Raw genomic sequence first — 25785 nt, 5'->3', positions numbered from 1 at the left:
ACAGATGAGTGAACCGATGCTGGCAGTGCGTCATACGACCGGGGCCGACGGCCCGTACTGGCGGGCGCTGGCCGCCGGTCGCGTCGAGCTGCCGCGCTGCGCCGGCTGCGGTCGCTGGCACTGGCCGGCCGTGTTCCGTTGCGGGGAATGTGGATCCTGGGATCAGCAGTGGCACGCCGTCGAACCGGAAGGCACGGTGTTCAGCTGGACGCGTACCTGGCATGCCTTCGACGGCAGCGAAAAGATCGGCCTGCCGTTCGTGTCGCTGGTCGTCGAACTGCCGCAATGCGGCGGCCGCCGCCTGCTCGGCCTGCTCGAAGGCGAGGCGGGCGGCTTGCGCATCGGCGCCGCGGTTCGCGCACGCGTCGCCGAAACCGAGATCTGGGGCGAGCGCATTCCGGCGCTGCGCTGGACCTTGAGCGGAGCGTCATCATGACGCGTTTCAACGCCAGGGTCGCCGTCGCCGGTGTCGGCCTGCGCCAGTACAAGCGTGCGCAGGCACCGTTGCCGGAACGCGGCGTGCTCGTGCGCGCGATCGTCGACGCCTGCGAGGACGCCGGTTTCGATCCGGCCGAGGTCGACGGCTTCGTCGCCTACGGCGATGACAAGAACGAGCCGGTGCGCCTGATGTCGGATCTGGGCACGAAGGAGCTGTGCTGGTCGTCGCAGGTCTGGGGCGGCGGTGGTGGTGGCATCGCGGGGGCTTTCGGCCATGCGGCGGCGGCGATATCCAGCGGCCAGGCGAGCGCGGTGATCGTGTTCCGCACCCTGGTGCAGAGCAACAGCGGCCGCCTGTCCGGGGCGGTGATGGCGCATCACCTCAACGATCATCTGCTCGGTGCCGGCCTGATCTCGCCGGCGCAACCCTGCGCGCTGCGTGCGCAGCGCCTGTTCGAACATCACCAGGTGCCGCGCTCGGTCACCGAGGAACTGGTACGCGCCTCGTACTACCACGGCGCGCGCAATCCGAACGCGGTGAGCTACGGCAAGGAACTCGATCTCGACGCCTACCGCACGGCGCGCTGGATCGCCGAGCCGTTCCGCCTGTTCGACTGCTCGCGCGAGAACGACGGCGCCGGCGCGCTGCTGCTGGTGTCCGCCGAGCGCGCGCGCGATCTGAGGAAGAAGCCGGTGCACCTGGTCGGCGTCGCGCAGGGCGCCGGCAAGGGCTGGGGCGATCTGCTCGAGAACGACGACGACTACGCTTCGGCCGGCTTCGCCTCGGTCGCGCGCCGTCTGTGGGCGCAGACCGGCCTGACGCCGGACGACATCGACTGCGCGCAGCTCTACGAAAACTTCAGCGCGCAGGGCATCGCCTCGCTGATCGACCACGGCTTCTGCAACTACGAGAACGTCGCCGAGTTCGTGCGCTTCGAGAACCTGATCGCGCCGGGCGGCACGCTGCCGGTCAATACCGCCGGCGGCAATTTCGCGGAAGGTTTCATCCATGGCATCGGCATGGCCGTCGAAGCGGTACGCCAGCTGCGCGGCGAATCCGCCAACCCGGTGCCGGGCGCGCGGACCTGCCTGCTCGCCGGCGGCCCTGGCGCGCCGACGGTCAGCTCGGCGATCTTCAGCAACGAAGTCATCAACTGAGCCGTCGAGCCAACGGGGCCGCGCCATGAGCGATACCTACCAGTGCATCCGTTACGAAGTCAGCGACGGCATCGCCACACTCACTTACAACCGGCCCGACAAGCTCAACGCCTTCACCGCGCAGATGACGCAGGAGGTCATCGACGCCTTCGACCGCAGCGACGCCGACGACTCGGTGCGCGCCGTCATCGTCACCGGCGCGGGCCGCGCGTTCTCGGCCGGCGCCGATCTGTCCGGCGGCGCCGACACCTTCGCGTCGTTCTCGCTGCAGGGCGAGGACTCGCCGGTGCGAGCCGACGGCAGCTTCGACTACGGCAAGGAATGCGCCCGCGACATCGGCGGCGTCCTGACGCTGCGCATCTTCCGCAGCCTCAAGCCGGTGATCGCGGCGATCAACGGTGTCGCCGCCGGCATGGGCGTCACCGCGACGCTGGCGATGGATTTCCGCCTCGCGGTGCCCGGCGTGAAGTTAGTGCTGCCATTCACGCGGCGCGGCATCGTGCCGGAGTCGGCGTCGGCGTATTTCCTGCCGCGCCTGGTCGGCCTGCCGAAGTCGCTCGAATGGTGTTACAGCGGCAGCCCGTTCCTGTCCGACGAGGCGCACGCGGCCGGACTCGTGCAGACGCTGCATGCGCCGGACGAACTGTTGCCGGCGGCGCGCGCCTTCGTCCGGCACCTGACCGACGGCACGGCGCCGGTGTCGGTCGCGCTGACGCGGCAGATGATCTGGCGCGGCTTCGATGCAGCGCATCCGATGGAAGCGCACCGCGTCGACAGCCGCGGTGTCGTCTGGCGCTCGCGCAGCGCCGACGCGCGCGAAGGCGTGCAGGCGTTCCTCGATAAGCGGCCGGCGCATTACCCGGACCGTGTGTCGACGGATATGCCCGATTTCTTCCCGTGGTGGGACGAGCCGGAATACCGATAGCCGGCAGTGGCAAAGAATCCAGTACCGGCGCGCCGCGGCGTGCCGCTTCAGCAAAAACGATGGAGTGGTTGATCGATGGCTCATACGCTTATCAGTGCGTTGCGGTGGTGGTCGCGCGAGACGCCGGACAACGTCGCGCTGCGCGTCGGCGACGGCGCCGTCACGTTCGCTGAACTCGACCGCTGGACCGCGAAGGTCGCGGCCTGGCTGCGGGCGCAGAACGTAGAGGCCGGCGACCGCGTCGGCAGCATCGCCAGCACTTCGCTCGCGCATTGCGCGCTGCTGATCGGCGCGGTGCGCGCCGGCGCCATCGCCTCGCCGCTGAGCCCGCGCCTGTCGCTGCGCGAGACCGTCGAATTCTGCGAGGACACGCAGCCGCGCCTGCTGCTGACCGATGCCGATCAGGCCGCCAAGCACGAGGGCCTGGCGGCGATCGGCTGCGGCGTGTCGACGCTCGCGGCGGTCGAGGCGCTGCGCGGCGCCGACGCGCCGGTCTTCACCGCCGATGCGGCGCCGGACGACAGCGTCGTCATCATCGCCACCAGCGGCTCGACGGCGAAGCCCAAGGGCGTCGTCTATACGCACCGCTCGATGCTCGCCTACGCGCAGGAATTCTCGATCGAAGAGCCGTTCATCGGCGCCGGCTCGCGCATCCTTGCGCTGCCGCCGCTGTCGACCTCCGGCGGCTTCGTGCAGCTGATGGAATTCATGGTGCTCGGCGCGACCGCGCGCTTCGAATCCGGCTTCGACGCCGAACGCGCGCTGCGTCTGTTGCAGGACGAACGCATCAATGCGTTCCAGGGCGTGCCGCTGTTCTTCGAGCGCATCGCCGCCTGTCCCGGTTTCGCCGACGCCGATCTGTCGGCGCTGCAGTTCACCAGCGTCGGCGGCGCACCGGTGTCGCGCGCCTTGCTCGAGGTGTGGCAGAAGAAGGGCTGCCTGCTGCGCCAGATCTACGGGCAGACCGAGGCCGGCGGCGCGATCAGCATCATGAGCAAGCGGGACGCCGCGCGTTACCCGGAAAAGGCCGGCCGCGGCGGCATGTTCACCGAACTGCGCGTCGTCAATGCCGACGGCCGCGCGCTGCCGCCGAACGAACTCGGGCAGATCCTGATCCGCGGCCCGTCGGTGATGAAGGAGTACTGGAACAATCCGGAGGCGACCGCCAAGACGCTGGTCGACGGCTGGCTGCATACCGGCGATCTCGGCCGCATCGACGAGCAGGGCTATCTCACCTTCGTCGATCGCATGAAGGACATCATCATCTCCGGCGGCCTCAACATCTCCGCGGCCGAGGTCGAACGCGTGGTCGCCAGCTTCGAGGGTGTGTTCGAAGTCGCGGTGATCGGCGCCGCCGATGCGAAATTCGGCGAGACGCCGATGGCCATCATTCATTCGACGCTGCCGCTGCAGGTCGAGCAGATCGTCGCGCACTGCAACCGGAATCTCGCCGACTACAAGGTGCCGCGCTACATCGTCGTCGAGACCGAACCGCTGCCGCGGCTGGCGACCGGCAAGATCGCCAAGCCGGCGCTGCGCGCGCGCTTCGCCGAACTGCTGCCGACGCTGCCGCGCGTCCGCTAGTCGCAGGCCATCGGAGGCCGTCATGTATTTCACGCCCGAACGCAACGAACGGCTGGCGCGCAAGCTGTTCCGCCACATCGCCGAAACGAGCACCGATCGCGTCGACGAGATTTTCGAGTACGACCTGTCGATCTACAGCTGTGCGGACACCGCGAAGCGCGAGTGCACGCAGATCTTCGAGAAGGCGCCGATGATGGCGGCGCACGCGAACCAGATCGCGACGCCGGGCTCGTTCATCACCGTGCAGCTCAACCGCAGCAACGTCATCGTCACGCGCAAGGCGGACGGCACGGTCGGCGCGTACCTGAACGTCTGCCGTCATCGCGGCTCGCGTCTGGTCGGCGCCGCGGCCGGCCAGCGCAACCGTTTCACCTGTCCCTACCACGGCTGGACGTATACCAACGACGGCAAGCTGCGCGGCATCGGCTTCGCCGATTCGTTCGGCATGAAGCCGAACGACGAGAAGAATCTGGTGGCCCTGCCGGTCGAGGAGCGTCACGGCTTCATCTGGATCGTCGAGAACCCGAACGGCAGCATCGACGTGAAAGCGCATCTCGGCGAGGGCATGGACCAGGCGCTCGGCGAATACGGCCTCGACAAGTGGTTCTTCTACAAGGCCCACGTCTTCGACTTTCCGCAGAACTGGAAAGTGATGATGGACGGCCTGATCGACGGCTATCACGTGCAGTTCCTGCACGGCGCGACCATCAGCCCGTACTTCTATCCGAACATGATGGGCATCGAGGTGTTCGGCCACAACGCGCTGTGGGGCAACCCGCGGCGCAAGATGCAGGAACTGGCCGATCATCCGCCGGAGCGGGCGCCGCCGCTCGACCGCTACGCGATCATCGGCAACCTGTTCGTGCCGAACGCGGTGATGGTCATGCATCCGCATCACATCGAGTTCTGGACGGTCTACCAGAACCCGGACAACACCGGCGCCTGTCGCGTGCACCTGCGCTATCTGACGCCGAAGGGCGAACACGACGCGCGCGGCATCGAGATCCTCGACAAGAACTGGAAGATCGCCACCGACGCGATCATCAACGAAGACGTGCCCGTGGGTAACGGCATCCAGGCTTCGGCCGCCATGCCGCACGCCGGCAAGGTCTGCCTCGGCCGCAACGAGGTGACCAACCAGCTGTTCCACCGCGCCTACCGCGCGTACATGGACGCCGCTTAGGGCCTCGTCGGGCCGTGGCGCAGGCGCGCGGCGGCGATCGCGGCGCGGCGCTGCGCCTCGCGTCCGGACACCGCGCCGCGCGCCTCGCGCGCCGCGTCGCCGCGAATCCACGCCGCCTGCTGGCGGATCTTCGTGTGGCGGAACAGATCGACGAGCGCCGCGTCGGGCTTGAGCGTGGCGCGCATCGCCGCGTGCAGATCGAGCAGCTGCAGCGAGCTGCCGCCGAGATCGAAGAAGTTGTCGTCGAGGCCGACGCGGTCGCGGCCGAGGGCCTGGCACCAGAGCCGCGCCAGCGCCGCTTCCACGCCGTCGCCGACGGCTGCCGGCATCGCGCCGGCGGCGGCGGTCTGTTCGGCGAGGCGGCGACGATCGATCTTGCCGGTCGGCGTCAGCGGCAGCGCCGGCAGCGATGTGATCGTCGCCGGCAGCATGAACGCCGGCAGCTGCGCGGCGAGCGCCGCGCGCAGGGCCTGCGGCTCGGCGTCGCTGCCGCAGACGAAGGCTTCGAGGCGGCGCTGGGCGCCGCCGAGATCGCGGGCGATCACCGCCGCCGCGCTGACGCCGCAGCGCTGCAGCGCGTCCTCGACGGCGTCGAGCTCGACGCGCTTGCCGTTGATCTTCACCTGGCGGTCGATGCGGCCGATGAACTCGATCGCGCCGTCGCCGCGCCGGCGCACGCGATCGCCGCTGCGATACAGCAGGCGTCCGCCACCGCGCGGATCGGCGACGAAGCGCGCGGCGCTCAGCGCCGGCTGGTGCAGATAGCCGAGCGCGACGCCGAGGCCACCGGCGTAGAGCTCGCCGCTGTCGCCGTCGGCGACCGGCTGGCCGGCTTCGTCGAGGATCAGTACCTCGGTGTGCGCGATCGGCCGGCCGATCGGGATCGAACCGCCGTCCTCGACCGCGGTGATGCGCTGGCAGCAGGTGAAGGTGGTGTTCTCGGTCGGCCCGTAGCCGTTGATCAGTGCGCACCGCGGCAGCGCGGCGAGCACGCGGCGCACATGCGTCGGCGACAGCACGTCGCCGCCGGCGAGCAGCTGGCGCAGCGGCGCCAGGCCGTCGAGGCGGCGTTCGACCATCAGGTGGAACAGGCCGGCGGTCAGCCACAGCGTGGTCACGCCATGCGCGCGAATGGTGTCGGCGAGCGCGTCGAGCGAGGCGGCGTCCGGATCGGCGATCGCCAGCGTCGCGCCGTTGAGCAGCGCGCCCCAGATCTCGAAGGTGGAGGCGTCGAAGGCGAGCGGCGCCCATTGCAAGAAGACCTGATCGGCGCCGAAGTCGGCATAGTCGGTTTCGCGCACCAGGCGCACGATGCCGCGGTGCGGAACCACCACGCCTTTCGGCGCGCCGGTCGAGCCCGAGGTGTACATCACGTAGGCCGGATCGTCGACGCCGATGTCGACCTCGCGGGGACGTTCCTTGCCGGCCGCCAGCGCCGCGAGCGACAGCGCGTCGCCGTCCCAGAACGGCGCCTCGCGATCGGCGTCGTCGAGCAGCATCGCCGCCGGCCGCGCCTCCTCGTAGATGCGCCGCAGCAGCGGCGCCGGGTAGCTGCGGTCGAACGGCAGATAGGCGGCGCCGCAGCGCAGGATGGCGAGCAGCGCGGCGATGGTGTCGACCGAACGTCGCGCGCACAGGCCGACGATCGCGCCGCGGCCGACGCCGTGGCGCTGCAGGGCGGCGGCGATCGCCGCCGAGCGCGCTTCCAGTCCGGCGTAGTCGAGGCCCTGCGCGCCGCGCAGGGCGATGCGCCGTGGCTGCTCGCGCACACGATCGAGGAACACCGCGACGACGTTCTGACGCAGGGCTTCGGGTCGTTCGTTCACGTCGTCATCTCCATGCCCGGCAGCGGCGCGACGCGCGCCGGCCGGCATTCGCGCCAGCACAGGAACAGCACGGCGGCCAGGCTGCACAGCTCGCCGAGCAGCACGCCGCCGACCGCGCCCGGCGCGCCGTAGCGCGGTGTGGCGAGCAGCACGGTGCCGACGGCGGCGATCGCCGCGCCGCCGGTCGCCAGCGTCAGCGCGCGCAGGCGCTGCCGCGCGACGACCAGATAGATCAGCGGCTCGCGCACGGCGGCGGCGACGACCGCGAGCATCCACAGCAGCAGCAGCGTGTCGCGTTGCGCGAAGGACTTGCGCAGCACCACGTCGAACAGCCAGTCGCGCAGCAGCCACAGCGCGCCGGCGTAGAGCAGCGCGAGCAGGGCGATGAGCCCCGCCATCAGCGCGAGCCGGCGCAGCGTGCGCCGCGCGCCGTCGCGCTGCAGCGAGTCGACGGTCAGCGGCAGCAGCGTCGAGCCGATGCCGGTGCTGAGCAGATTGACCGGCATCAGCGCCAGGCGCGTGCCGGCGATCGCGCCGACGGTGCCGACGTCGGCCAGCGCGGCGACCAGGTAGTTGTAGCCTTGGTTGAAGGTCCAGTGGATCGCCGCGCCGCCGGCCGACCAGAGGCCGAGCGGCGCCAGCTGGCGCAGCACGCCGCGGCTCGCGTCGTCGCCGGCGGCGTCGCGGCGCAGGGCGCGCGCGCCGTAACTTCCCGACAGCAGGGCGGCCGCGCCGAGGGCGAGGGTCGCCATCAAGGCGGCGCCGGGCAGGCGGCACGACAGCAGGATGCCGAGCACGAGCACGGCGGCATACAGCATGTCGCCGCACAGGATCGGCCAGGCGCGGCGATGGAACTGCAGCAGCAGGCGGTGGAAATTGCGATACAGGGCGGCCGCCGACGCCAGCAGCGCGGCGGCGCTGAGCGCCGCCAGTCCCGGCGACGCACGCGTGGCCAGGGCGGCGAGCGCGAGCAGCGGCGCGCCGATCAGCAGGACCTGCAGGATCAGCCGGCGCTGCTCGCGCCAGGCGCCGGCGGCCAGCGCCCGCCTGGCCGCCGCCGGCAGTTCGGCGAGGCGCTGCACCAGCGGCGGTCCGACGAAGGCCGCCTGCAGCGCGCCGAGCAGAGCGACCGCCGAGCCGACCAGGACGTAGCCGCCGTACTGCTCGGCATGCGCGTAGCGCAGCAGCAGCACGCCGGCGGCGAGGTTGGCGGCCGACAGCAGCGCCTGGCCGACGACGGCGCCGCCGAGCAGCTGCGCCAGGCGATAGAAGGCACGGCGTGCGTTCAGGCGCGCGCTCATGGATGGTGCCGCGAAGTCGGCACCCATTCGCGCAGGCTGCGCGACAGCAGCACGCGCAGCTTCCAGAGCAGGAACAGCGGCGCGCGCGCCAGATCGAAGACGCCGCGCCAGCCGATGTCGCTGAGCGCCCAGCCGCGCAGCACGTAGAGCAGCAGCACCAGGCAGGACAGCAGGGCGGCGAGCGGCGCTGGCCACAGCGCCGCGTCGTAGCGCCAGGCCGTGATCGCCAGCGCGCTGAAGGCGAGCACGTGCAGGCACAGATAGGACAGCGGCGGCACCCAGAGCTCGCAGAGCAGATCGAAGCCGAGGCGCGACGGCCGGCGCCGCAGCGCGCGCAACAGCTGCGGCGTGAAGCGCCGCTGCAGGGCGAAGCGGCCCTGTTCCCAGCGCTGGCGCTGGCGCAGCGCGACCGCGGCGCTCGACGTCATCTCGGCGTCGGCGCGCGCCTCGTGCGCGTAGTGCACGCGGTGGCCGGCGAGGCCGAGCGTCAGCCCGTATTCGAGATCCTCGGTCAGCGAGAAGGCGTCGAACGGCACCGCGCGCAGCAGCGCGTGCGTCACGCACCAGCCGTTGCCACGCAGCCCGCAGGACAGCGCCAGACGTTCGCGCGCCCGCGAGCGCAGCACGTGGAACGAGCCGTGCGCGATCTCGATCAGCCGCGTGCGCCACGAGGCCAGCGGATTGAGCACGCCGTAGTGCGCCTGCAGCGCCTCGGCGCCGCGCTCGATGCGCGTGGCGAAGGCTTCGAGCAGGTTCGGCGACACCTCGGAATCGGCATCGACGACCACCACCGCGTCGGCCCAGCCATCGGCGGCGCTGTGCGCGAAGGCGAAGGCCAGGGCGCGGCCCTTGCCGCGCCGCTCGGCGTCGCGGCGCTCGAGCACGACGGCACCGGCGGCACGCGCCAGCGCCGCCGTCGCATCGCGGCAGTTGTCGGCGACCACGACGCGGCGGAACTGCGTCGCCGGCCAGTCGAGCCGCGCCAGGCTGGCGAGCGTGCGGCCGATGACCAGCGCCTCGTCATGCGCCGGCACGATGACGTCGAAGCGCAGCGTGCGCGACGACGGCGGCGGCGCCGGCAACGGCGCCGACAGCAGGCTCAGGACGGCGAGATAGGCGCAGGCGACGACGGCGGGCGCGCCGACGAAGAGCAGCAGCAGGACGAGCACACTGTCCATCAGGCGTACTCGCGGTAGTGCAGGCCCAGCAACTGCGTCAGCTTGCCGAAGTTGGCGGAGGCGGCTAGCAGCCAGCGCGCCGCGCGGTGCCGGCCGAACGGCACGCTGACGATGGTCAGCGCGCCGGCGGCGAGCAGCTGCGCGGCGGCGCGCACGGTGAAAGCAAGGCGGCGGCGCGGCGTCGCCGGGCCGTAGCGGCCGGCCAGCGTGTGGCGCGCGAAGTCCTGGCCGCCGCGCAGGGCGCGGCGCAGCAGCCAGCGCAGCGACAGGCGCGCGTCGTCGACCGGCTCCTGCACCGTGGCCTCGTCGCACCAGACGATGCGCGCGCCGTCCCGCACGAGGCGCGACAGCAGATCGCCGTCCTCGCCGCCGGTCAGGCCGTAGGCGGGATCGAACGGTCCGTGCAGGCCGCGCAGCGCGGTGGCGGAAAGCAGCGCATTGCCGAGCCGCAGGCGATTGGGCGGCACCGGCGTGCCACTGCGGAAGCGCGCCCACTCGTAGAAGCGGCCGCGCAGGATCCAGCCCGGCGCGTGCGCCGGCAGCTGCGGCTCGACCGGGCCGAGCACGCCGTCGGCGCGATAGCGCGCGGCGGCATCGACCAGGCGCGCCAGCCACTGCGGTCCGGCCCGCTCGTCGTCGTCGATCAGCGCCAGCCAGTCGCCGCGGGCCAGGCGCACGCTGAGATTGCGCGCCAGCGAGATGTTCTTCTCCGACTGCGTCGCGTACTGCAGCACGTAGGGCAGGCCGCGGCCGCGCGCGCGGTCGATGGCCGGACGCGCGCTCTGGCCGGCGTCGTTGTCGACGACCACGACCTGCGCCGGCGGCCGCGTCTGCGCGGCGAGATCGTCGAGCAGCAGGGCGAGCTTCGCCGGCCGGCGATAGGTGGCGATGCAGACGCTGACCGACGGCTGTTCGACGCTCATGGCGCGTGCTCGATGCGCCGCGCGGCGCCGAGCACGGCGCCCAGCTCGCCGCGCGCGCGGAACAGGTTCCAGACGAGCAGCGCCGCGGCGCTGAGGTTGCAGAGCACGACCGGGCCGTCGACCAGGGTCAGCATCAGCATCAGCACGACGTAGAACACCAGGCGCAGGAGATGGAAAGGCACTTCCGGCCAGCTCGAGCGGCCGTTGCGGTAGACGACGTAGGGCATCCAGCGCGCCAGCACGTGCGCGCCGAGCGCGATCGCGCCGCCGAGGCAGACCGGCACGATGACCGCGAAGGCGACACTGCGCGCCGCCTGCAGGCCCGGGTAGAGCCAGACGCGCGTCGCCTTGTCGACACGGTTGTAGAAGCGGAACCACAGATGCGTCGCCAGCAGCATCGCCGCCCAGGCCAGGGCGTCGCGCATGCCGGGCGGCGCCGGCCAGCGCAGCAGCCAGATACCGGCGGAGCCGGCGGCCGCCGCCCATAGCCAGGGCTGCACGACCGGGGTCGCGACCGGCGCCTGGTGGAAGGCGGCGCTGAGCTTGGGCTCGCGTTCGTAGCGCGCGGCGATGCGGTCGTTGTCGACGTAGCCGAGTTCGTAGATCGTCCAGAACGACAGCAGCAGCGCGCCGAGGCCGAGCGCATGCGTCAGCGGCGCCGCCGCCAGCGCCAGCGAGGCGAGCAGCCAGAACGCGAAATCCTCCTGCAGGATGCCGCGCAGGATGTAGCGCTCGCCGGGCCGCTTGACCAGCGTCAGGTATTGCCCGGGCAGGTAGACGTGGCTCAGCGCGCGGCGATAGAGCGCGTTCGGCCAGACCACGTGCAGCGGACGCGCGCAGGCTTCCAGCAGGGCGTCATCGTCGGGCGAATCGGTCAGCACCAGGCTGTCGCGCAGCGACTTCTCGCCGAGCGCGGCGACCACGCGCGGCAGCTTGCCGAGGCGACGGTCGTCGAGTTCGAACAGCGAGCAGGCCAGCACCCGGCCGTGGTCGAGGCCGAGCGCCTCGATCAGCGGCGCGACGATCGGCGCGAAGCCGGCGGTGACGACCCAGGCGCGCGGACCGGCCGGCGCCAGCGCCTCGAGCAGGGCGACATTGCGGTGATCGCGGACCAGGCCGGGCACGCGGCGCCACCAGCGCCGCAGGGTCCACGGCAGCAGGGTCAGGATCACGCGCACGCGCCAGACATCGCGCGTGCTTTCGCCGCCGGTCCAGCGCCAGGGCTTGAGCACGTCGAGCAGGCGCAGCAGCAGCAGCGCCAGCAGGCCGGGCCGCGCGCTGTCGAGGAAGTCCTCGGTCGAGTTGCGCAGGTAGAGCGTCTCGTCGAGGTCGATCAGCAGCGCGCCGTGATGCTCGCGCACCGCCGCCAGCGCGGCCGCCGGCGAATGATCGTCGGCGTGCGGGAAACGCGCGCTGTCGGGCAGGCGGGCCGGGCGGCTCATCGCGCTTGCTCCGCCATTGTCGCGCGCGCCGCCGCCGGCGCGGCGCCGCGCCGGCGCCGCCGCGCGCCCTCGGCGAGACGCCGCCGCAAGCCTGCGCAGGGCCGCTCGATCCAGCGCCGCATCGGTTCGGCGACCAGCAGCGACAGGCCGAGGCCGAGCGCCAGCAGCGCGTACCACGGCAGCTGCGGCCACAGGCGCAGCAGCGCATAGATGAGCAGGTGATGGATCAGGTACACGCTGTACGACACCGAGCCCAGGTAGACGGCGACGCGCGTGTTGAGCAGCGGCGTGCGCCGTCCGTGCGCGACGGCGAGCCACAGCAGGCCGGCGGCGGCGGCGCTCTGCACGGTGTAGCGCAAGCTCAGGCGGAACAGCGGATCGCGCCACAGCAGGCTCAGCAGCAGCAGCGCCACGCAGGCGGTGCCGAGCAGCAGATCGCGGCGCGCGTCGCGGCGCGGCGGCGCCAGCCAGGGGTTGGCGGCGAAGGCCAGCGCGGCGCCGGCGAGGATCGCATCGATGCGCGTGTCGGTGGCCATCGAGATGTACGACGCCGTCGCGCCGTGCGTGGCCAGCCAGCCGCGCCACAGCAGCACGGCGCCGCAGGCGGCGAGCAGCAGCGCGGCGGCGCGCGGCGGCGAACAGCGCCGCATCAGGACGAGCGCGAGCGGCGGATAGAGCAGGTAGAAATGCTCTTCGACGGCGAGCGACCAGACCACGCCGATGCCGGCCGGCACGCCGTGGAAGTCCTGCACGATCATGTAGTAGTTGCCGTAGTAGAAGAGCACCGCGAGCAGGCCCTCGCCGGTGTAGCCGTTGCTCGGCACGATGCGCACCAGCAGCGCCGACAGCGCGACGACGACCAGCAGCGGCGGCCCGAGGCGCAGCACGCGACGCAGATAGAAGGCGCGAAGATCGATGCTGCCGCTGCGCGCCTGTTCGATGCGCAGCAGCGTGGTGATCAGATAGCCGCTGAGCACGAAGAACACCGTCACGCCGAGCCCGCCGGGCACCTGGCGCTCGAGGCCGGCGTGCGCGGCGACGACCAGCAGGATCGCCACGGCGCGGATGCCGTCGAGCGAGGGAATCGCAGCGCCGATGCCGTCGCGCGCGTTCATCGCGCGGCTCCCGTCGCCGGCGGCCGCACCGGCAGCAGCAGCGGCTCGCCGAAGTGGCGACGCAGCTGCAGCTCGAGCCGCGCGCGCGCCAGCGACAAGCTGGCCAGCACCATGATGCCGAAGCCGACGCTCAGCGAATTGAACCAGTGCGACTCCGAGAAGTTGCCGAGCGCCTGCTGGATGAACAGCGCCAGCAGCAGCGCCGCCTGCTCGCGATCGCTGCGCAGCAGCTGCAGGCCCTGCATGACGTAGGCGCCGAGGTAGCCGAGCAGGCAGGCCAGACCGAGCGCGCCGAGATCGTTGACGACGTCGAGATAGCCGTTGTGTCCGGAGCCGGGATAGAAGTACATGGTCGGCACGAAGATGTAGGAGGGCGACATCGGCGTCGGGCCGATCCAGTAGGCGCCGTAGCCGCTGCCGAGCAAGGGATGCAGGCGCACGTTGTCGCCGACCAGTTCCCAGATGCGGCTGCGGCCGGTGAAGCTGAGGTCCTTGCCGGTGAGCGCCGCGACCGGCTTGAGCAGGCTGTCGAGCCCCGGCACCAGGCGCAGCACGGCGACCGCGTACAGCACCAGCAGCACGGCGCAGGCGGCGACGATCCACGGCAGGTACGGCCGCCAGGCGGCCGGCGCGCGCATCATCAGCGCCAGCAGCGGCAGGCTGAGCAGCGTCGTCATCAGCGACGTCGAGCTGCGCGACATGACCAGGCAGACCAGGCAGAGCGCGCCGCCGGCGAGGACCGCGCCGCGCCGCGCGCGGCCGCCGAGCAGGGCCTGCGTCCACAGCAGCAGGCCGATGGCGGCGAGCATGCCGAGCGTGTTCTTGTGGTTGGTCAGGCCGCGCCAGGCGCCGTCGACGCCGGCCTCCATGTCGTGATGCACGGCGAGATCGGGACGCAGCAGCGAGAAGACGATCGATCCGGCCATCAGCAGGGTCAGCAGCGGGCGCAGCAGGTCCTCGAAGCGGCGTCGCTGCCAGCCGACCAGCGTGAAGGCGAGGGCGACGGCGATGCAGGTCAGCACGCGGATCAGGCGGCGCAGCGTGAAATCCGGCGCGATGGACCAGGCGACGCTGGCGGCCGCCAGCACCAGGAACGGCAGCAGGAAGACATCGAGCTGCCTGAGCACCAGCCAGGCGAGCGCCGAGCGCCAGGCGATCAGGCTGCCGGCGACGCCGAGCAGCAGCAGCCAGGCGAGGCGGCTCGCGGCGCTGCCCGAGGCCGGCGCGCTGCCGTTCAGCGCGGCATAGTCGAAACCGTCCGGCACGATCATCAGCAGCAGCAACAGCCAGACGAGCAGCGCCAGCAGCGCGCTCCAGCGATCGTCGCGCACCCACGGCGACGCCGCGGCGGGCGAGCGATACGGCGACGGCGAAGGACCGGCCAGCGTCGGCATCGTGCGGGCTCAGAAGTGATTGATGACGGCGCCGAGCACGCGCGCCTGCGTCGCCGCCAGGCGCTTCAGCAGTTCGCGCGCGTCGTGGTACGGCGTCGACTGCGCGCGCGACAGGGTCAGGGCCTGGCCGGCCAGCGTGACGACGGCGAGGCCGTCGCTGAAATCACTCACCGCCGGCGTGTCGAACAGCACGTAGTTGAAGCTCGCGCGCCAGCCTTCGACCAGCGTGGCGAAACGATCGTCGGCGAGCAGTTCGAGCGGATTGGCGGTCGCGCGGCCGGCCGTCAGCAGCGTCAGCGAAGGCAGCGCTTCGACGCCGTGCAGGAGCGGCGGCGTGCCGTCCTGCAGCGCATCGGCGAGGCCGGGACGGCAATCGAGACCGAACAGTTCGTGCTGCACCGGCCGGCGCAGATCGGCATCGACCAGCAGCGTCGGGCGGCCGGTCTTGGCGAAGGCGATCGCCAGTTCCGCGACGAGTTGCGAGCGGCCTTCGCCGGCACGCGGGCTGAGCAGGGCGATGCACAGGCGATCACCGGCGCTGCGCCGCAGCAGCAGTTCCGTGCGCAGCGCGCGCACGCGTTCGCTGCGCGCGTCGAACGGCTGGTGCGCGACGATCAGCTGCGCGGCGGCGCGGCCGCGCCGCGCGGGCAGGCTGTCGCGGCCCGGCTCGACGGACATCGCCGGATCGGGCATCGCGTGCCGCGAATGCAGAAGAACGGAATCCCGGTTGACGATGCTCATGGGCGGCTTCCGGAGGAAGGCAGCGCGGCGAACTCCATGAGCACCGGAATGCCGTGGTCGCGCTCGATGTCGTCGCGGCAGCGCACGCGGCGCCGCAGCAGTTCGAGGACCAGCGACAGGCCGACGCCGAGCGCGGCGCCGAGGCCGACGCCGAGCACGGCGAGCTTGAGCCCGCGCGAACTCGCCGGCCGCAGCGGCTTGCTGGCGCGGCTCTCGATGCCGATGTTGTTGTAGGGGCTCTGCGAGGCGAAGGCGACCTGGTCGTAGCCGTCGAGCGCGCGCTTGTACACGGCCTGCGCCGACGCGACCTCGATCTCGAGCCGCGCCGCCTGATCCTGCAGCTCGCGGATCTGCAGCGTGCGCGTGCGCTGATCGTCGACCGCCTTGCGCAGCTTGGCCTCGAGGCTGCGTGCCGCGTCGAGGTCGGCGGCGGCGCCGCGCGCGTAGCCGCCCACTTCGGCGGCGAGCGTGCGCTTGGCCTCGGCGATCTGCGCGTCGAGCGCGAGGATGTCGGGATGGCGCGGGCCGAGCGTGGTGCGCAGTTCGGCGCGGCGCGTCAGCAGCAGGCCGAGCTGCGTCTTCATCGACTGCACGAGCGTCGAGCTCATCACCGCGGCGCCGGTCTGCACGTCGCCGCGCGCGCGCGTTTCGGCGACGCGGCGCGCATCCTCGGCCTCGCGCAGGCGCTGCTCCAGCGCGTCGAGCGCGGCCATCTCCGGCTGTACGTCGATCAGCGTGTGCGCGTCGCGGAAGGCGCTCAGCGCGCGCTGCGCGGCGTCGGCCTTGTCGCGCAGCTCGGTGAGTTGCCCGGCGTAGCGTGTCGCGTGCGCCGCCGCCGGCTCGGTGAGCCGCGCGTTCTGGTGGCTGACGTAGGTGTCGGCGATGGCGTTGGCGATGCGCGCCGCCTCGTCGGGGCTGTCGGCGCTGTACTGGATGTGGATCAGCTGGCTGCCGGCCGGGCCCTGCCTGACCTCGAGCCGCTTGCGCATGCGCTCCATCACCCAGGACGGCAGATCCTGCGCCGCGCCCTTGAAGCCGGCCGTGTAGTCGCGTTGCCGGGTCAGGCCCAGCGTCTCGATCACCGGCAGCAGCACCGACGGACCCTGCAGGATCTCGACCTGCGTGGCGATGTAGCCGCCGAGCAGGCCGAGCGGAAATTCCTTGCCGCCGAGCGGATCGTTGACCTCGTAGCGGACCAGCAGCGTGGCATCGGCCTCGTAGGTGCGCGGCAGCAGCAGCGCGGCGGCGAGGGCGAGGCCGAGCACGGCGGTGAAGATCACCGCGATGCGGCGGCGATGCGCGCGCAGGATGGCCAGCAGCTGCGCCAGCGACAGGCCGGGGTGCACATAGGTGAGCGGCACCAGCGGCGGCATCGAGGCCACCGACTGCGAGACGTTCAGGGCGGGCAGCTGGTTCGACATCAGAACAGGCGCTCCTTGACGCGGATGACATCGCCGGCCTGCACGCGCTCGTCCGCATTGGCGTCGATGGTCGTGCTGCGGCCGTCCGGCAGCTGCCGCGTGATCTCGACGCGGCGGCTGCTGCCGCGCACGGTCATGCCACCGCCGCGCGAGATCGCCTGGCGCACGGTCATGCCCGGCTCGATGCGATACATGTTGGCGGTGTTGACCTCGCCGTAGATATAGAAGCGCTCGGCGGGCGGCACATAGATGGCGTCGCCGCCGCGCAGCGACAGTTCCAGCGGCGCGCTGGCCGCCGCCGCGCCGCTGCGCAGCGGCACGGCGACGCGGCTGACATTGCCGTCGGCGCCGGTGCGCATGACGTACACGGTGTCGGCGGCGTCCTCGGTGACGCCGCCGGCCTCGGCCAGGGCATCGAAGACGGTGGTGCGCGACTGCAGCGACAGGCGGCCCGGCGAGCGCACCTGGCCGAGCACCGAGATGCGCTGGCTCTGATAGCGATCGAGCACCAGCGTCACCTGCGGATCGACGAGCAGCTGGCGCTCGCGGTAGGCGGCGGCGATGTTGCGCGCGGCCTCGGCCGGCGACAGGCCGGCGGCGCGCACGCGGCCGACCATCGGCACGTCGAGCTCGCCGCCGTCGGAGACATAGAGCGTGGCGTCGAGTTCCGGCCGCCCGGTCACCTGCAGGCGCACGGCATCGCCGGCGCCGAGCTGCAGCAGCTGCGGCTCGGCGCCGCCGGCCGGCAGGCGCGCCACCAGCGTCGGCGCGGCGGGCGCCGGCGCGGCGGCCGGCGGCGCCGACGCGCAGGCGCCGAGCATGAGGGCCAGACCCGTAACGGCGGCTGCGGCGCGAAGGCGCGGACTCATCGATGACCTCGATCGGCGTGGGAGGGTGGACTGCGGGGCGATTGTTGACGGCACGCCGCCGGCCGTCTGTTCGATTTCGAACAGACGGCGCGCCGGTCGCGCTCTAAGGTGCCGGCCGAACGGGAGGTCAGGGCTTCCCGATGGATACCTCACAGATCGCCATGAACGGCAGCGCCACCTCACGCAATGTCGATGCGCCCGACACCGCCGGCCGCGGCGAGCCGGGGCTGTTTCCGTGCTCGCTCGCGCAACGCCGCTTCTGGGCGCTCGACCGCCTGCACGACGGCGTCTACGCCGCCGGCAACGTCGCCGTGCGCTGGCGTCTCGAAGGACAGGTGACGACGGCCGAGCTGGAGCAAGCCTTCCGCCAGATCATCGAGCGCCACGAAGTGCTGCGCGCGCATTTCGTGGAGATCGACGGCGAGCCGCATCAGCGCATCGAGACGCAGGTGCCGCTGCGCATCGCCGACATTGACCTGCGCAACCTCGGCGGGCAGGGCGCGGAGGCCGAGCTGCAGCGGCTGTCGCTGCGCGAGGCGCGCACGCCGTTCGATCTCGCCGGACCACCGCCGCTGCTGCGCGTCGTGCGCGTGCGCCTGGCCGAGAACGTCTCGGTGCTGCTGGTCACCCTGCATCACATCGTCTGCGACGGCTGGTCGATCGGCGTGCTCGCGCAGGAAATGGGCGAGTTGTGCGCCGCGCAGCAGGAACAGCGCGCGGCGGCGCTGCCGGCGCTCGCGCAGTCCTACGGCAGGCATGCCGCGCGGCAGCGGCAATGGCTGGCGGGCGGCGGCGCCGAACGGCTCGGCCGTTACTGGCGCCGGCAGCTGCGCGATCTGCCGCAGTTCGAGCTGCCGCCCGATCATCCGCGACCGCCGGTGCTCAGCAGCAACGCGCACATCGTCTCGCGCCTGCTGCCGCGCGCGCTGAGCGACGCGCTCGCCGCGCACGCGCGCGAGCAGGGCTGCACGCTGTTCATGCTCATGCTGTCGGCATTGCTCGTGCTGCTTCATCGTTACTCCGGCGAAAGCGACATCGTGGTCGGCACCCAGGCCGCCGGACGCGACGAGGCGGCGCTCGAGCCGCTGATCGGCCTGTTCGTCAACACCCTGGTGCTGCGCTGCGACGTTTCCGGCGATCCGTCGTTCGACGCGCTGCTGGGCCGCGTCGCCGATGTCGTGCTCGACGCCTTCGAGCATGGCGCGATGCCGATCGAGGAGCTCATCGAGATCCTGCGGCCGCCGCGCGACCGCAGCCGCAATCCGCTGTTCTCGATCAATTTCGTGATGCAGCGCTCGTTCATCAGCAACCGCCGCTACGGGCAGTTCCAGCTGATCGACATGCCGTCGGTGTCGGCCGGCGCGCTGCACGATCTCAACCTGTTCATGGTCGAGCGGCCGGACGGCTGGCGGCTGTCCTGCGACCACAACACCGATCTGTTCGACAGCGCGACGGTCGAGCGCCTGCTCGCGCATTTCGAACGCCTGCTGGCGGCGATCGTCGCGCAGCCGCGCCAGGCGATCTCGCGCCTGCCGCTGCTCGACGATGCCGAGCGGCACAGGCTCACGGTCGACTGGAACCGCAGCGCCGCCGACTATCCGCTCGAGCGCAACGTCGTCGATCTGTTCGAGGGCGTGGCGGCGTTCCAGCCGCAGGCCGTCGCGGTCGCCTGCGGCACCCGGCAGCTGACGTACGCCGAGCTCGATGCCGGCGCCAACCGGCTCGCCCACGAACTGCGCGCGCGCGGCTTCGGTGACGGACAGCGGATCGCCGTGTTCGTGCGCCGTTCGCCGGATCTGGTCGTCACGCTGCTCGGCATCATCAAGGCCGGCTGCACCTATGTGCCGCTCGATACCGGCAATCCGCCGGAACGGCTCACGGCGATCATCGGCGGCGCCGGCATCGCCGCCATCGTCACGCGCAGCGCCGAGGCGGCGGCGCTGGCGCAGGTCGACGTGCCGATGCTGCTGCTCGACCGCGACGCCGCGCGCATCGCCGCGCAGCGCAGTGCCGCGCCGCCGCGCACGACGGCGCCCGACGACATCGCCTACATCATCTACACCTCCGGCTCGACCGGCGCGCCGAAGGGTGTGATGGTCCCGCAGCGGGCGCTCGCCAACCTGTTGTGGGCGGTACGCGAACGGCCCGGCATCGACCGCCACGACGTCTTCGTGTCGGTGAGCTCGGTGGCCTTCGACATTTCCGGCCTCGAGGTCTTCGCCACGCTGGCGGCGGGCGCGCGTCTGGTGCTTGCCACCGAGCGCGAGGTGGTTGACGGCGACGCGCTGCTCAGCGTCATGCGCCGCCATCGCGCCACCATCATGTTCGCGACACCGGTGACCTGGCAGTTCCTGCTCGCCGCCGGCTGGAACGGCGCGCCGCGGCTGAAGATCATGTGCGGCGGCGAGAAGATGCCGCGCGAGCTGGCCGAGCGCCTGCTGGCGACCGGCAGCGAGCTCTGGCACGTCTACGGACCGACCGAGACGACCATCTACGCCAGCGTGCTGCGCATCGATGCGGCGATGCTGGCGCAGTACGCGACCGTGCCGCTCGGCGGCCCGCTGCCGAACCTGCGCTTCTACGTGCTCGACGCGCACCGCGAGCCGGTGCCGATCGGCGCGCCCGGCGAGCTCTACATCGGCGGCGCGCAGCTGGCGCGCGGCTACGCCGGCCAGCCGGAACTCACCGCGGCACGCTTCGTCGCCGATCCGTTCAGCGACGATCCGCAGGCACGCCTGTACCGCAGCGGCGACATCGTGCGCTGGCGCGAGCGCGAGCGCATGGAGTTCATCGGCCGCGTCGACGCGCAGATCAAGCTGCGCGGTTTCCGCATCGAGCTCGGCGAGGTCGAGTCGGCGCTGCTGCGTCATCGCGCGGTGGCCGAGGTGTTCGCGACGCTCGGCCGCAACGAACGCGGCGACGCCGGCATCTGGGCCTACGTCAGCCTGCGCGATCCGGGCAGCGATGCCGCCGATCTCGTCGAGGAGCTGATGCGCGATGCGCGCGCGCTGCTGCCGCCGTACATGCTGCCGTCGGCGATCACCATCGTCGACGCGCTGCCGCGCAACCAGAACGGCAAGGTCGATCAGCGCGCGCTGCCCGTGCCGGTGCCGCTCGAGGCCGACGACGGTGGCCCGCCGCGCACCGCGACCGAGCAGCGCCTGGCCGCCATCTGGATGGACGTACTCGGCGCCGCGGCGGTCGGCCGCGCCGCGAACTTCTTCGAGCTCGGCGGCCACTCGCTGCTGGCGGCGCGCATGCTGGCGCGCATCGAACACGAGTTCGGCACCCGCATCGCGCTGTCGGCGCTGTTCAACGCGCCGACCATCGCGCAGCTGGCGCCGCTGCTCGATTCGGACGCGACGCGGCATTACGACTTCCGGCCGGTGCTGCGCCTGCGCACCGGCGGCGCGCGCCGGCCGCTGCTGGCGATCAACAACACCGGCATCTATTTCATGCTGTCGCGCAAGCTCGGCAGCGACCAGCCCTTCACCACGCTGCAGATCTTCGATCCCGCCAGCGATCCGCGCGACCTGCCGAGCGGCTTCGCCGAGATCGCCGCCGCCTACGTCGCGCTGATCCGCAGCGAACAGGCGCAGGGGCCGTACCGGCTGCTCGGCTGGTGCGTGGCCGGCGCGCTGGCGTTCGAGATCGCCTGCCAGCTGCAGGCCGCCGGCGAGACGGTCGAGCAGCTGGTGATCATCGACGGCTACGTGCCGGGCTACGTGCAGCGCATGCCTTGGCTGCGCCGCCGGCTGGCCGACACGTCGCATCGCCTGCAGCTGATCGCGCTGGACATCGCCGATCTGCTGCGCGGCCGCCTGAGCCTGCGCCGGTTCATCGCCAATCGCGGCTTCGCCAAGCGCATGCAGGCTTGGGTCAGCGGTCGCGCGAAGCGCGATCTGCTCGCGCGCCGCCGGCTGTCGCCGGAAGACTACGACCTGTGGCTGCTCGAACATCTGCGTACCGCCTACGAAGCCTACGCGCCGGGCCGCTTCGACGGCCGTATCCAGCTGCTGCGGTCGCGCCGTCAGCCGGACCGCTGGCCGCTCGATCAGGACATGGGCTGGAGCGCGTTCGCCAGCCGCGGCGCCGAAGTCACGGTCATCGACGGCGATCACTTCTCGATGTTCCAGGAGCCCGGCGTGCAGCAGATGGCGGAGACGATCGGCCGCCGTCCGCCGCCGTGAGCGGCGCCGGGTCGCGGCGCGCCACGCGCGACGCGATGGACGCCGACGGCGCCGCGGCGCCGGAACGTTTCGACGGCGCCATGCCGGCCCTGGTGCGGCATTCGTCGCTGCTGGCGGCCTTGTTCGACGCCGGCGTGGCGGTCGCCGAGTATCGCGCGCGCGGCGATGCCGCCTGGCTGCTGCCGTCCGAAGTCCGTCAGCTCGGCGCGGTCAGCGCCAAGCGCCTCGCCGAGTTCGCCGCCGGTCGCGCCTGCGCACGCCTTGCCCTGCAGCAGCTCGGTCTGCCGCGCGTGGCCCTGCCGCCGCTGGCCGACCGCTGTCCGGCCTGGCCGTCGACGGTGGTCGGCAGCATCAGCCACACGACCGGATTCTGCGTGGCGGCCGTCGCGCCGCGCCGCCGGTATCGCAGCATCGGCATCGACGTCGAGCGCATCGACGACGTCGAGCCGGGCATCTGGTCGCACCTTCTCACGCCGGCCGAGATGCAGGCGCTGCAGGCGCTGCCGGCCGCGCGGCGGCAGCGCTTCGCGGCGCTCGCCTTCAGCGCCAAGGAAGCCTTCTACAAGGCGCAGTACACGCTGACCCGGCAATGGCTCGAGTTCCATGACGTGGAGATCGACAGCGTCGAGCCGATCGACGACGCGCGCGGCCATCTGCGCCTGCGCGCGCGGCGCGCGCTGCCGGGCGTCCCCTCCTGCTGGCCCGCACGTTACCTCGTGCACGAGCGCTGGCTGTTCACCGGCGTTGCGCTGAGCGTCTGAGCCCGCGCACGGCGCCTGTGTCCGGTTTCGGACCGATGGTGGTCAAGCCGCATTCATCAATGCGGCGATAAGGTCGGTCGGTCAGCGCATCACAGCCGGTCGATCCCGGCATGCAGGGCGGCAGGGAGCCGCCGCAAGCCCGCATCGTTTTTCCTCGAGTCGCATGGCCATGCGAAGCGGGAGCGGCTGCGTCCGCGTCTGAGCAGGGCGAAATCCATTCGAAAAGAGGTGTGCGGCGCGTCCGTCCGGCGTGCCGCGGCGAGCGGTTTTGCGCTGTGTTGGCGAGCAAACACAGACGAACGGCGGCGGTCGCCGGTGTCAGCGGCGGCCGCGCCGCTCATCCACGCCGCCCAGGTAGAAATTATCTACCTCCTGTTGTGTGTGAGCGCACAGACGCTTCCGCTTTGACGACCTTGGTCGCGTGGTTTTCGGCGCTCCGTGCGGTGCGAAGAACTTTTTGATTCATCTATTCAGCAAGAGGTCCTCAATGAAGACGAGCCTTAAAATCCGGGCGTTGGGCGCGCTCATTGTGGCGGCGGTCTGCGGCGCGCTTGCGCCGGCGGCCGACGCCGCCGGCTATTACGCGCAACAGGGCAAGATCTACGACGCCAATGGCCAGCAGGTGCCGATCCGCGGCATCAGCCATTACGGCTTCAACGCCAACATCCTGCAGCCGCAGTATCTGTGGTCGATGGGCTGGAAGGAGCAGATCGCGCAGATCAAGGCGCTCGGCTTCAACGCCGTGCGCCTGCCGTACGTGCCGGACACGCTGTACGTGACGACGCCGGTCGACCAGCTCAGCTACGTCGATCCGGGCAAGAATCCGGATCTGATCGGCAAGACGCCGCTGCAGGTGATGGACATGTGGATGGCCGAGGCCGATCGCCAGGGCCTCTACGTGATGCTCGACTTCCACAGCGTGTCGAACGACCGCCAGTATCCGACCTGGTTCGTCGACAACAGCGCCGACTTCGGCCTGATCTACAACAGCTCGGCCTATACCGTCGACAACTGGATCCGCGATCTCAAGTTCGTCGCCGCGCGCTACGCCAACCTGCAGCACTTCTTCGCCATCGACATCTACAACGAGCCGAACGGCATCGTGCGCTGGAGCGTCGGCGACGCCAACATGACGCAGACCAAGAACTACTGGAAGGATGCCGCCGAGAAGGCTGCCGCCGGCGTGCTCGCGGCGAATCCGAACCTGATGATCTTCGTGCAGGGCATCAACGGCAACTGGGACGGCGTCGAGAACAGCAACATCCCGATGAACTACGGCGAGGACTTCCAGCCGCAGCGCTACCAGCCGCTCAACATCGCGGCCGACAAGCTGGTGCTGAGCCCGCATACCTACGGTCCGGACGTCTACGTGAAGTCGACGTTCAGCGCCTCCAACTTCCCGGCCAATCTGGCGGCCGACTGGGAGACGCTGTTCGGCCAGTTCTATCCGGCGCATCCGGTCATTCCCGGCGAGTGGGGCGGCCGCTACGGCGTCGGCGGTGATCCGCGCGACGTGGCCTGGCAGAACGCCTTCGTCGACTACATGATCGGCAAGGGCATGCGCGACAGTTTCTACTGGTGCTACACGCCGAACAGCGGCGACACCGGCGGCATCCTCGACGACAACCTGCAGGTGCGCACCGACAAGATGGCGCTGCTGCAGAAGCTGTGGGGCAGCAGCGGCACGAGCGCGGCGTCGATCGCGCTGGCGTCGAGCGCCTACACGGTCAGCCAGAGCGCCGGCTCGGTGAGCCTGTCGGTCAACCGCAGCGGCGGCAGCGGCGCGGTGTCGGTGAGCTACGCGACGGCCGGCGGCACCGCGGTGTCCGGCACCGACTTCACGCCGAAGAGCGGCACGCTGAACTGGGCCGCCGGCGACACGGCGGCCAAGACCATCTCCATTCCGGTCAGCAACGCGACGCCGTTCAGCGGCAGCAAGACCTTCACGGTGTCGCTGTCCGGCGCCAGCAGCGGCGCTTCGCTGGCCACGCCGAACGTTGCTTCGGTGACGATCAACGGTTCGGCGGCGGCGGCTTCGGCCGGTACGCTGGCGCTCGGCGCGTCGAGCTACACGGTCGCGCAGAGCGGTGGCGCGCTGACGATCAGCGTCGCGCGCAGCGGCGGTTCGAGCGGTGCGGTCAGCGTGAAATACGCGACGAGCAACGGCACGGCGACGGCGGGCAGCGACTACACGGCGGCCAGCGGCACGCTGAGCTGGGCCTCGGGCGATACCGCGAGCAAGAGCTTCAGCGTCGCGGTCAGCAACACCACGCCGTTCAGCGGCAGCAGGACGTTCAACATCACGCTGTCCGGCATCGCCGGCGGCGCGACGCTCGGCACGGCCAGCGCCACGGCGACGATCAACGGCTCGGGCAGCAGCGGCTCGACGTCGACGACCAGCTACGCGCAGCCGTACATCGCCAGCTTCGCGCCGGCCTCGGGTCCGGCCGGCACGGCGGTGACCGTCAGCGGCACGGGCTTCACCGGCCTGAGCGGCGTGAAGATCGGCAGCACGGCGGCGACGTTCCAGGTGGTCGGCGACACGCAGCTGAAGATCACCGTGCCGAGCGGGGCGAGCAGCGGCCAGATCGCGCTGAGCAATCCGAAGTACGCGGCCTGGTCGGGCAGCGCCTTTACCGTCACCACCGGCAGCAGCTCGACCGGCTCGACGACGGCGCCGACTTCACCGGGCACGCTGGCCTTCTCGTCGTCGGCGTACACGGCTTCGCAGTCGTCCGGCATGGCGACGCTCAGTGTCGCCCGCGGCACCGGCAGCAGCGGCGCGGTCAGTATCAAGTACGCGACAGTCAACGGTACGGCCGTCGCCGGCACCGACTACACGGCGACCAGCGGCACGCTGAACTGGGCGGCGGGCGACGCGACGGCGAAGACCATCAGCGTGCCGCTGAGCACGGCCAAGGCCTTCGCCGGCAGCAAGGCGTTCTCGCTGAATCTGAGCACCGTCAGCGGCGGCGCGACGATCGGCACGCCGGCCACGGCGAGCGTCACCATCAACGGCGCGGCGACCAGCTACACGCAGCCGTACATCGCCACGTTCTCGCCGACCTCGGGTCCGGCCGGCACCGTGGTCACCCTGACGGGCAACGGCTACAGCGGTCTGTCGAAGGTGACGATCGGATCGTCATCGGCGTCCTTCAAGGTCGTCAGCGACACGCAGCTGCAGGTCACGATCCCGGCCGGCGCCAGCACGGGCCAGATCGCTCTGTTCAACCCGAAGTACGCGGCATGGACGCCGACGTCGTTCGTCGTCAAGTGAACGCCTGAACGGCGCGCACTGCGACGCGGGGGGAGGCGCGGGGCCGGGAGCAATCCCGG

Annotated in this window: 18 protein-coding genes; 8 read left to right on the top strand and 10 right to left on the bottom strand. The window is 71.3% G+C overall.

Annotated features, from left to right (window positions below):
- The first annotated feature begins 4 nt into the window (after positions 1-4).
- From K344_RS0110840 to K344_RS0110820, 5 genes are all read left to right on the top strand, one after another.
- Entirely contained in the window at positions 5-436 is a 432-nt protein-coding gene (locus K344_RS0110840; RefSeq protein WP_028080684.1) for a Zn-ribbon domain-containing OB-fold protein, read from the top strand.
- Positions 433-1596 (top strand): thiolase C-terminal domain-containing protein, encoded by a 1164-nt coding sequence (locus tag K344_RS0110835; protein ID WP_028080683.1) that lies wholly within the window; start codon positions 433-435, stop codon positions 1594-1596. The genes K344_RS0110840 and K344_RS0110835 overlap by 4 nt, the downstream gene beginning before the upstream one ends.
- A 25-nt stretch (positions 1597-1621) precedes the next feature.
- Positions 1622-2521 carry a crotonase/enoyl-CoA hydratase family protein gene (locus K344_RS0110830; RefSeq protein ID WP_028080682.1) on the top strand — a complete coding sequence of 300 codons (900 nt, stop codon included), beginning with the start codon at positions 1622-1624 and terminating at the stop codon, positions 2519-2521.
- A 75-nt stretch (positions 2522-2596) separates the two neighbouring features.
- The gene (locus tag K344_RS0110825) at positions 2597-4105 is read left to right on the top strand and encodes a class I adenylate-forming enzyme family protein (protein ID WP_028080681.1); all 1509 of its coding nucleotides are present in this window, start codon (positions 2597-2599) and stop codon (positions 4103-4105) included.
- A 22-nt stretch (positions 4106-4127) separates the two neighbouring features.
- Positions 4128-5288, top strand: coding sequence for an aromatic ring-hydroxylating oxygenase subunit alpha (locus K344_RS0110820; protein ID WP_028080680.1), 1161 nt, complete (start codon positions 4128-4130; stop codon positions 5286-5288).
- On the opposite strand, the gene K344_RS21270 is transcribed toward K344_RS0110820, so the two are convergent.
- The 10 genes from K344_RS21270 to K344_RS0110770 are packed head-to-tail and all read right to left on the bottom strand — an operon-like array spanning position 5285 to position 17498.
- Entirely contained in the window at positions 5285-7114 is a 1830-nt protein-coding gene (locus K344_RS21270) for a non-ribosomal peptide synthetase (RefSeq protein ID WP_169729287.1), read from the bottom strand. The genes K344_RS0110820 and K344_RS21270 overlap by 4 nt on opposite strands.
- Positions 7111-8415 (bottom strand): lipopolysaccharide biosynthesis protein, encoded by a 1305-nt coding sequence (locus K344_RS21265; RefSeq protein ID WP_051362129.1) that lies wholly within the window; start codon positions 8413-8415, stop codon positions 7111-7113. The genes K344_RS21270 and K344_RS21265 overlap by 4 nt, the downstream gene beginning before the upstream one ends.
- Positions 8412-9593, bottom strand: a complete 1182-nt coding sequence (locus K344_RS0110805) for a glycosyltransferase family 2 protein (RefSeq protein ID WP_028080679.1) — start codon at positions 9591-9593, stop codon at positions 8412-8414. Before K344_RS0110805 ends, K344_RS21265 begins: the two co-directional genes overlap by 4 nt.
- Positions 9593-10516 (bottom strand): glycosyltransferase family 2 protein, encoded by a 924-nt coding sequence (locus tag K344_RS0110800; protein ID WP_028080678.1) that lies wholly within the window; start codon positions 10514-10516, stop codon positions 9593-9595. The genes K344_RS0110805 and K344_RS0110800 overlap by 1 nt, the downstream gene beginning before the upstream one ends.
- Complete coding sequence (locus K344_RS0110795; RefSeq protein WP_028080677.1) at positions 10513-11958, bottom strand: haloacid dehalogenase-like hydrolase; 1446 nt, start codon at positions 11956-11958, stop codon at positions 10513-10515. The genes K344_RS0110800 and K344_RS0110795 overlap by 4 nt, the downstream gene beginning before the upstream one ends.
- Positions 11955-13073: an acyltransferase family protein gene (locus tag K344_RS21260; RefSeq protein WP_051362128.1), complete on the bottom strand. Its 1119-nt coding sequence runs from the start codon at positions 13071-13073 to the stop codon at positions 11955-11957. Before K344_RS21260 ends, K344_RS0110795 begins: the two co-directional genes overlap by 4 nt.
- Positions 13070-14467 (bottom strand): O-antigen ligase family protein, encoded by a 1398-nt coding sequence (locus K344_RS0110785; protein ID WP_028080676.1) that lies wholly within the window; start codon positions 14465-14467, stop codon positions 13070-13072. The genes K344_RS21260 and K344_RS0110785 overlap by 4 nt, the downstream gene beginning before the upstream one ends.
- Positions 14468-14476: 9 nt before the next feature.
- Complete coding sequence (locus tag K344_RS21255; RefSeq protein ID WP_043114305.1) at positions 14477-15208, bottom strand: CpsD/CapB family tyrosine-protein kinase; 732 nt, start codon at positions 15206-15208, stop codon at positions 14477-14479.
- A complete protein-coding gene (locus K344_RS0110775) occupies positions 15205-16629 on the bottom strand; it encodes a GumC family protein (protein WP_028080675.1) in 1425 nt (474 codons plus the stop codon). Before K344_RS0110775 ends, K344_RS21255 begins: the two co-directional genes overlap by 4 nt.
- Positions 16629-17498 (bottom strand): SLBB domain-containing protein, encoded by an 870-nt coding sequence (locus K344_RS0110770; RefSeq protein WP_211234520.1) that lies wholly within the window; start codon positions 17496-17498, stop codon positions 16629-16631. Before K344_RS0110770 ends, K344_RS0110775 begins: the two co-directional genes overlap by 1 nt.
- A gap of 140 nt (positions 17499-17638) precedes the next feature.
- Between K344_RS0110770 and K344_RS21250 the strand changes: the two genes are divergently transcribed.
- The 3 genes from K344_RS21250 (at position 17639) to K344_RS23050 (ending at position 25726) form a co-directional block, all read left to right on the top strand.
- Positions 17639-21688 (top strand): non-ribosomal peptide synthetase, encoded by a 4050-nt coding sequence (locus tag K344_RS21250; protein ID WP_043114304.1) that lies wholly within the window; start codon positions 17639-17641, stop codon positions 21686-21688.
- 35 nt (positions 21689-21723) lie between these two features.
- Complete coding sequence (locus K344_RS21245) at positions 21724-22449, top strand: 4'-phosphopantetheinyl transferase family protein (protein ID WP_157622869.1); 726 nt, start codon at positions 21724-21726, stop codon at positions 22447-22449.
- Positions 22450-22963: 514 nt separating this feature from the next.
- Entirely contained in the window at positions 22964-25726 is a 2763-nt protein-coding gene (locus K344_RS23050) for a Calx-beta domain-containing protein (RefSeq protein ID WP_051362125.1), read from the top strand.
- Positions 25727-25785 lie beyond the last annotated feature (59 nt).

The organism is Solimonas soli DSM 21787 (assembly GCF_000474945.1).
GTDB lineage: Bacteria > Pseudomonadota > Gammaproteobacteria > Nevskiales > Nevskiaceae > Solimonas > Solimonas soli.
The sequence above is the reverse complement of the archived record's forward strand: the minus strand, read 5'-3'. Positions and strand labels throughout refer to the sequence as shown.

Excerpts from the sequence above, each read along its gene's own strand:
- K344_RS0110785 (WP_028080676.1), bottom strand. The coding sequence starts at position 14,467 with ATGCCGACGCTGGCCGGTCCTTCGCCGTCGCCGTATCGCTCGCCCGCC.
- K344_RS0110795 (WP_028080677.1), bottom strand. The coding sequence starts at position 11,958 with ATGAGCCGCCCGGCCCGCCTGCCCGACAGCGCGCGTTTCCCGCACGCC.
- K344_RS21250 (WP_043114304.1), top strand. The coding sequence starts at position 17,639 with ATGGATACCTCACAGATCGCCATGAACGGCAGCGCCACCTCACGCAAT.
- K344_RS21260 (WP_051362128.1), bottom strand. The coding sequence starts at position 13,073 with ATGAACGCGCGCGACGGCATCGGCGCTGCGATTCCCTCGCTCGACGGC.
- K344_RS0110820 (WP_028080680.1), top strand. The coding sequence starts at position 4,128 with ATGTATTTCACGCCCGAACGCAACGAACGGCTGGCGCGCAAGCTGTTC.
- K344_RS0110800 (WP_028080678.1), bottom strand. The coding sequence starts at position 10,516 with ATGAGCGTCGAACAGCCGTCGGTCAGCGTCTGCATCGCCACCTATCGC.
- K344_RS0110775 (WP_028080675.1), bottom strand. The coding sequence starts at position 16,629 with ATGTCGAACCAGCTGCCCGCCCTGAACGTCTCGCAGTCGGTGGCCTCG.
- K344_RS0110840 (WP_028080684.1), top strand. The coding sequence starts at position 5 with ATGAGTGAACCGATGCTGGCAGTGCGTCATACGACCGGGGCCGACGGC.
- K344_RS0110805 (WP_028080679.1), bottom strand. The coding sequence starts at position 9,593 with ATGGACAGTGTGCTCGTCCTGCTGCTGCTCTTCGTCGGCGCGCCCGCC.
- K344_RS0110830 (WP_028080682.1), top strand. The coding sequence starts at position 1,622 with ATGAGCGATACCTACCAGTGCATCCGTTACGAAGTCAGCGACGGCATC.
- K344_RS21245 (WP_157622869.1), top strand. The coding sequence starts at position 21,724 with ATGGACGCCGACGGCGCCGCGGCGCCGGAACGTTTCGACGGCGCCATG.
- K344_RS21265 (WP_051362129.1), bottom strand. The coding sequence starts at position 8,415 with ATGAGCGCGCGCCTGAACGCACGCCGTGCCTTCTATCGCCTGGCGCAG.
- K344_RS0110770 (WP_211234520.1), bottom strand. The coding sequence starts at position 17,498 with ATGAGTCCGCGCCTTCGCGCCGCAGCCGCCGTTACGGGTCTGGCCCTC.
- K344_RS21255 (WP_043114305.1), bottom strand. The coding sequence starts at position 15,208 with ATGAGCATCGTCAACCGGGATTCCGTTCTTCTGCATTCGCGGCACGCG.
- K344_RS0110835 (WP_028080683.1), top strand. The coding sequence starts at position 433 with ATGACGCGTTTCAACGCCAGGGTCGCCGTCGCCGGTGTCGGCCTGCGC.
- K344_RS0110825 (WP_028080681.1), top strand. The coding sequence starts at position 2,597 with ATGGCTCATACGCTTATCAGTGCGTTGCGGTGGTGGTCGCGCGAGACG.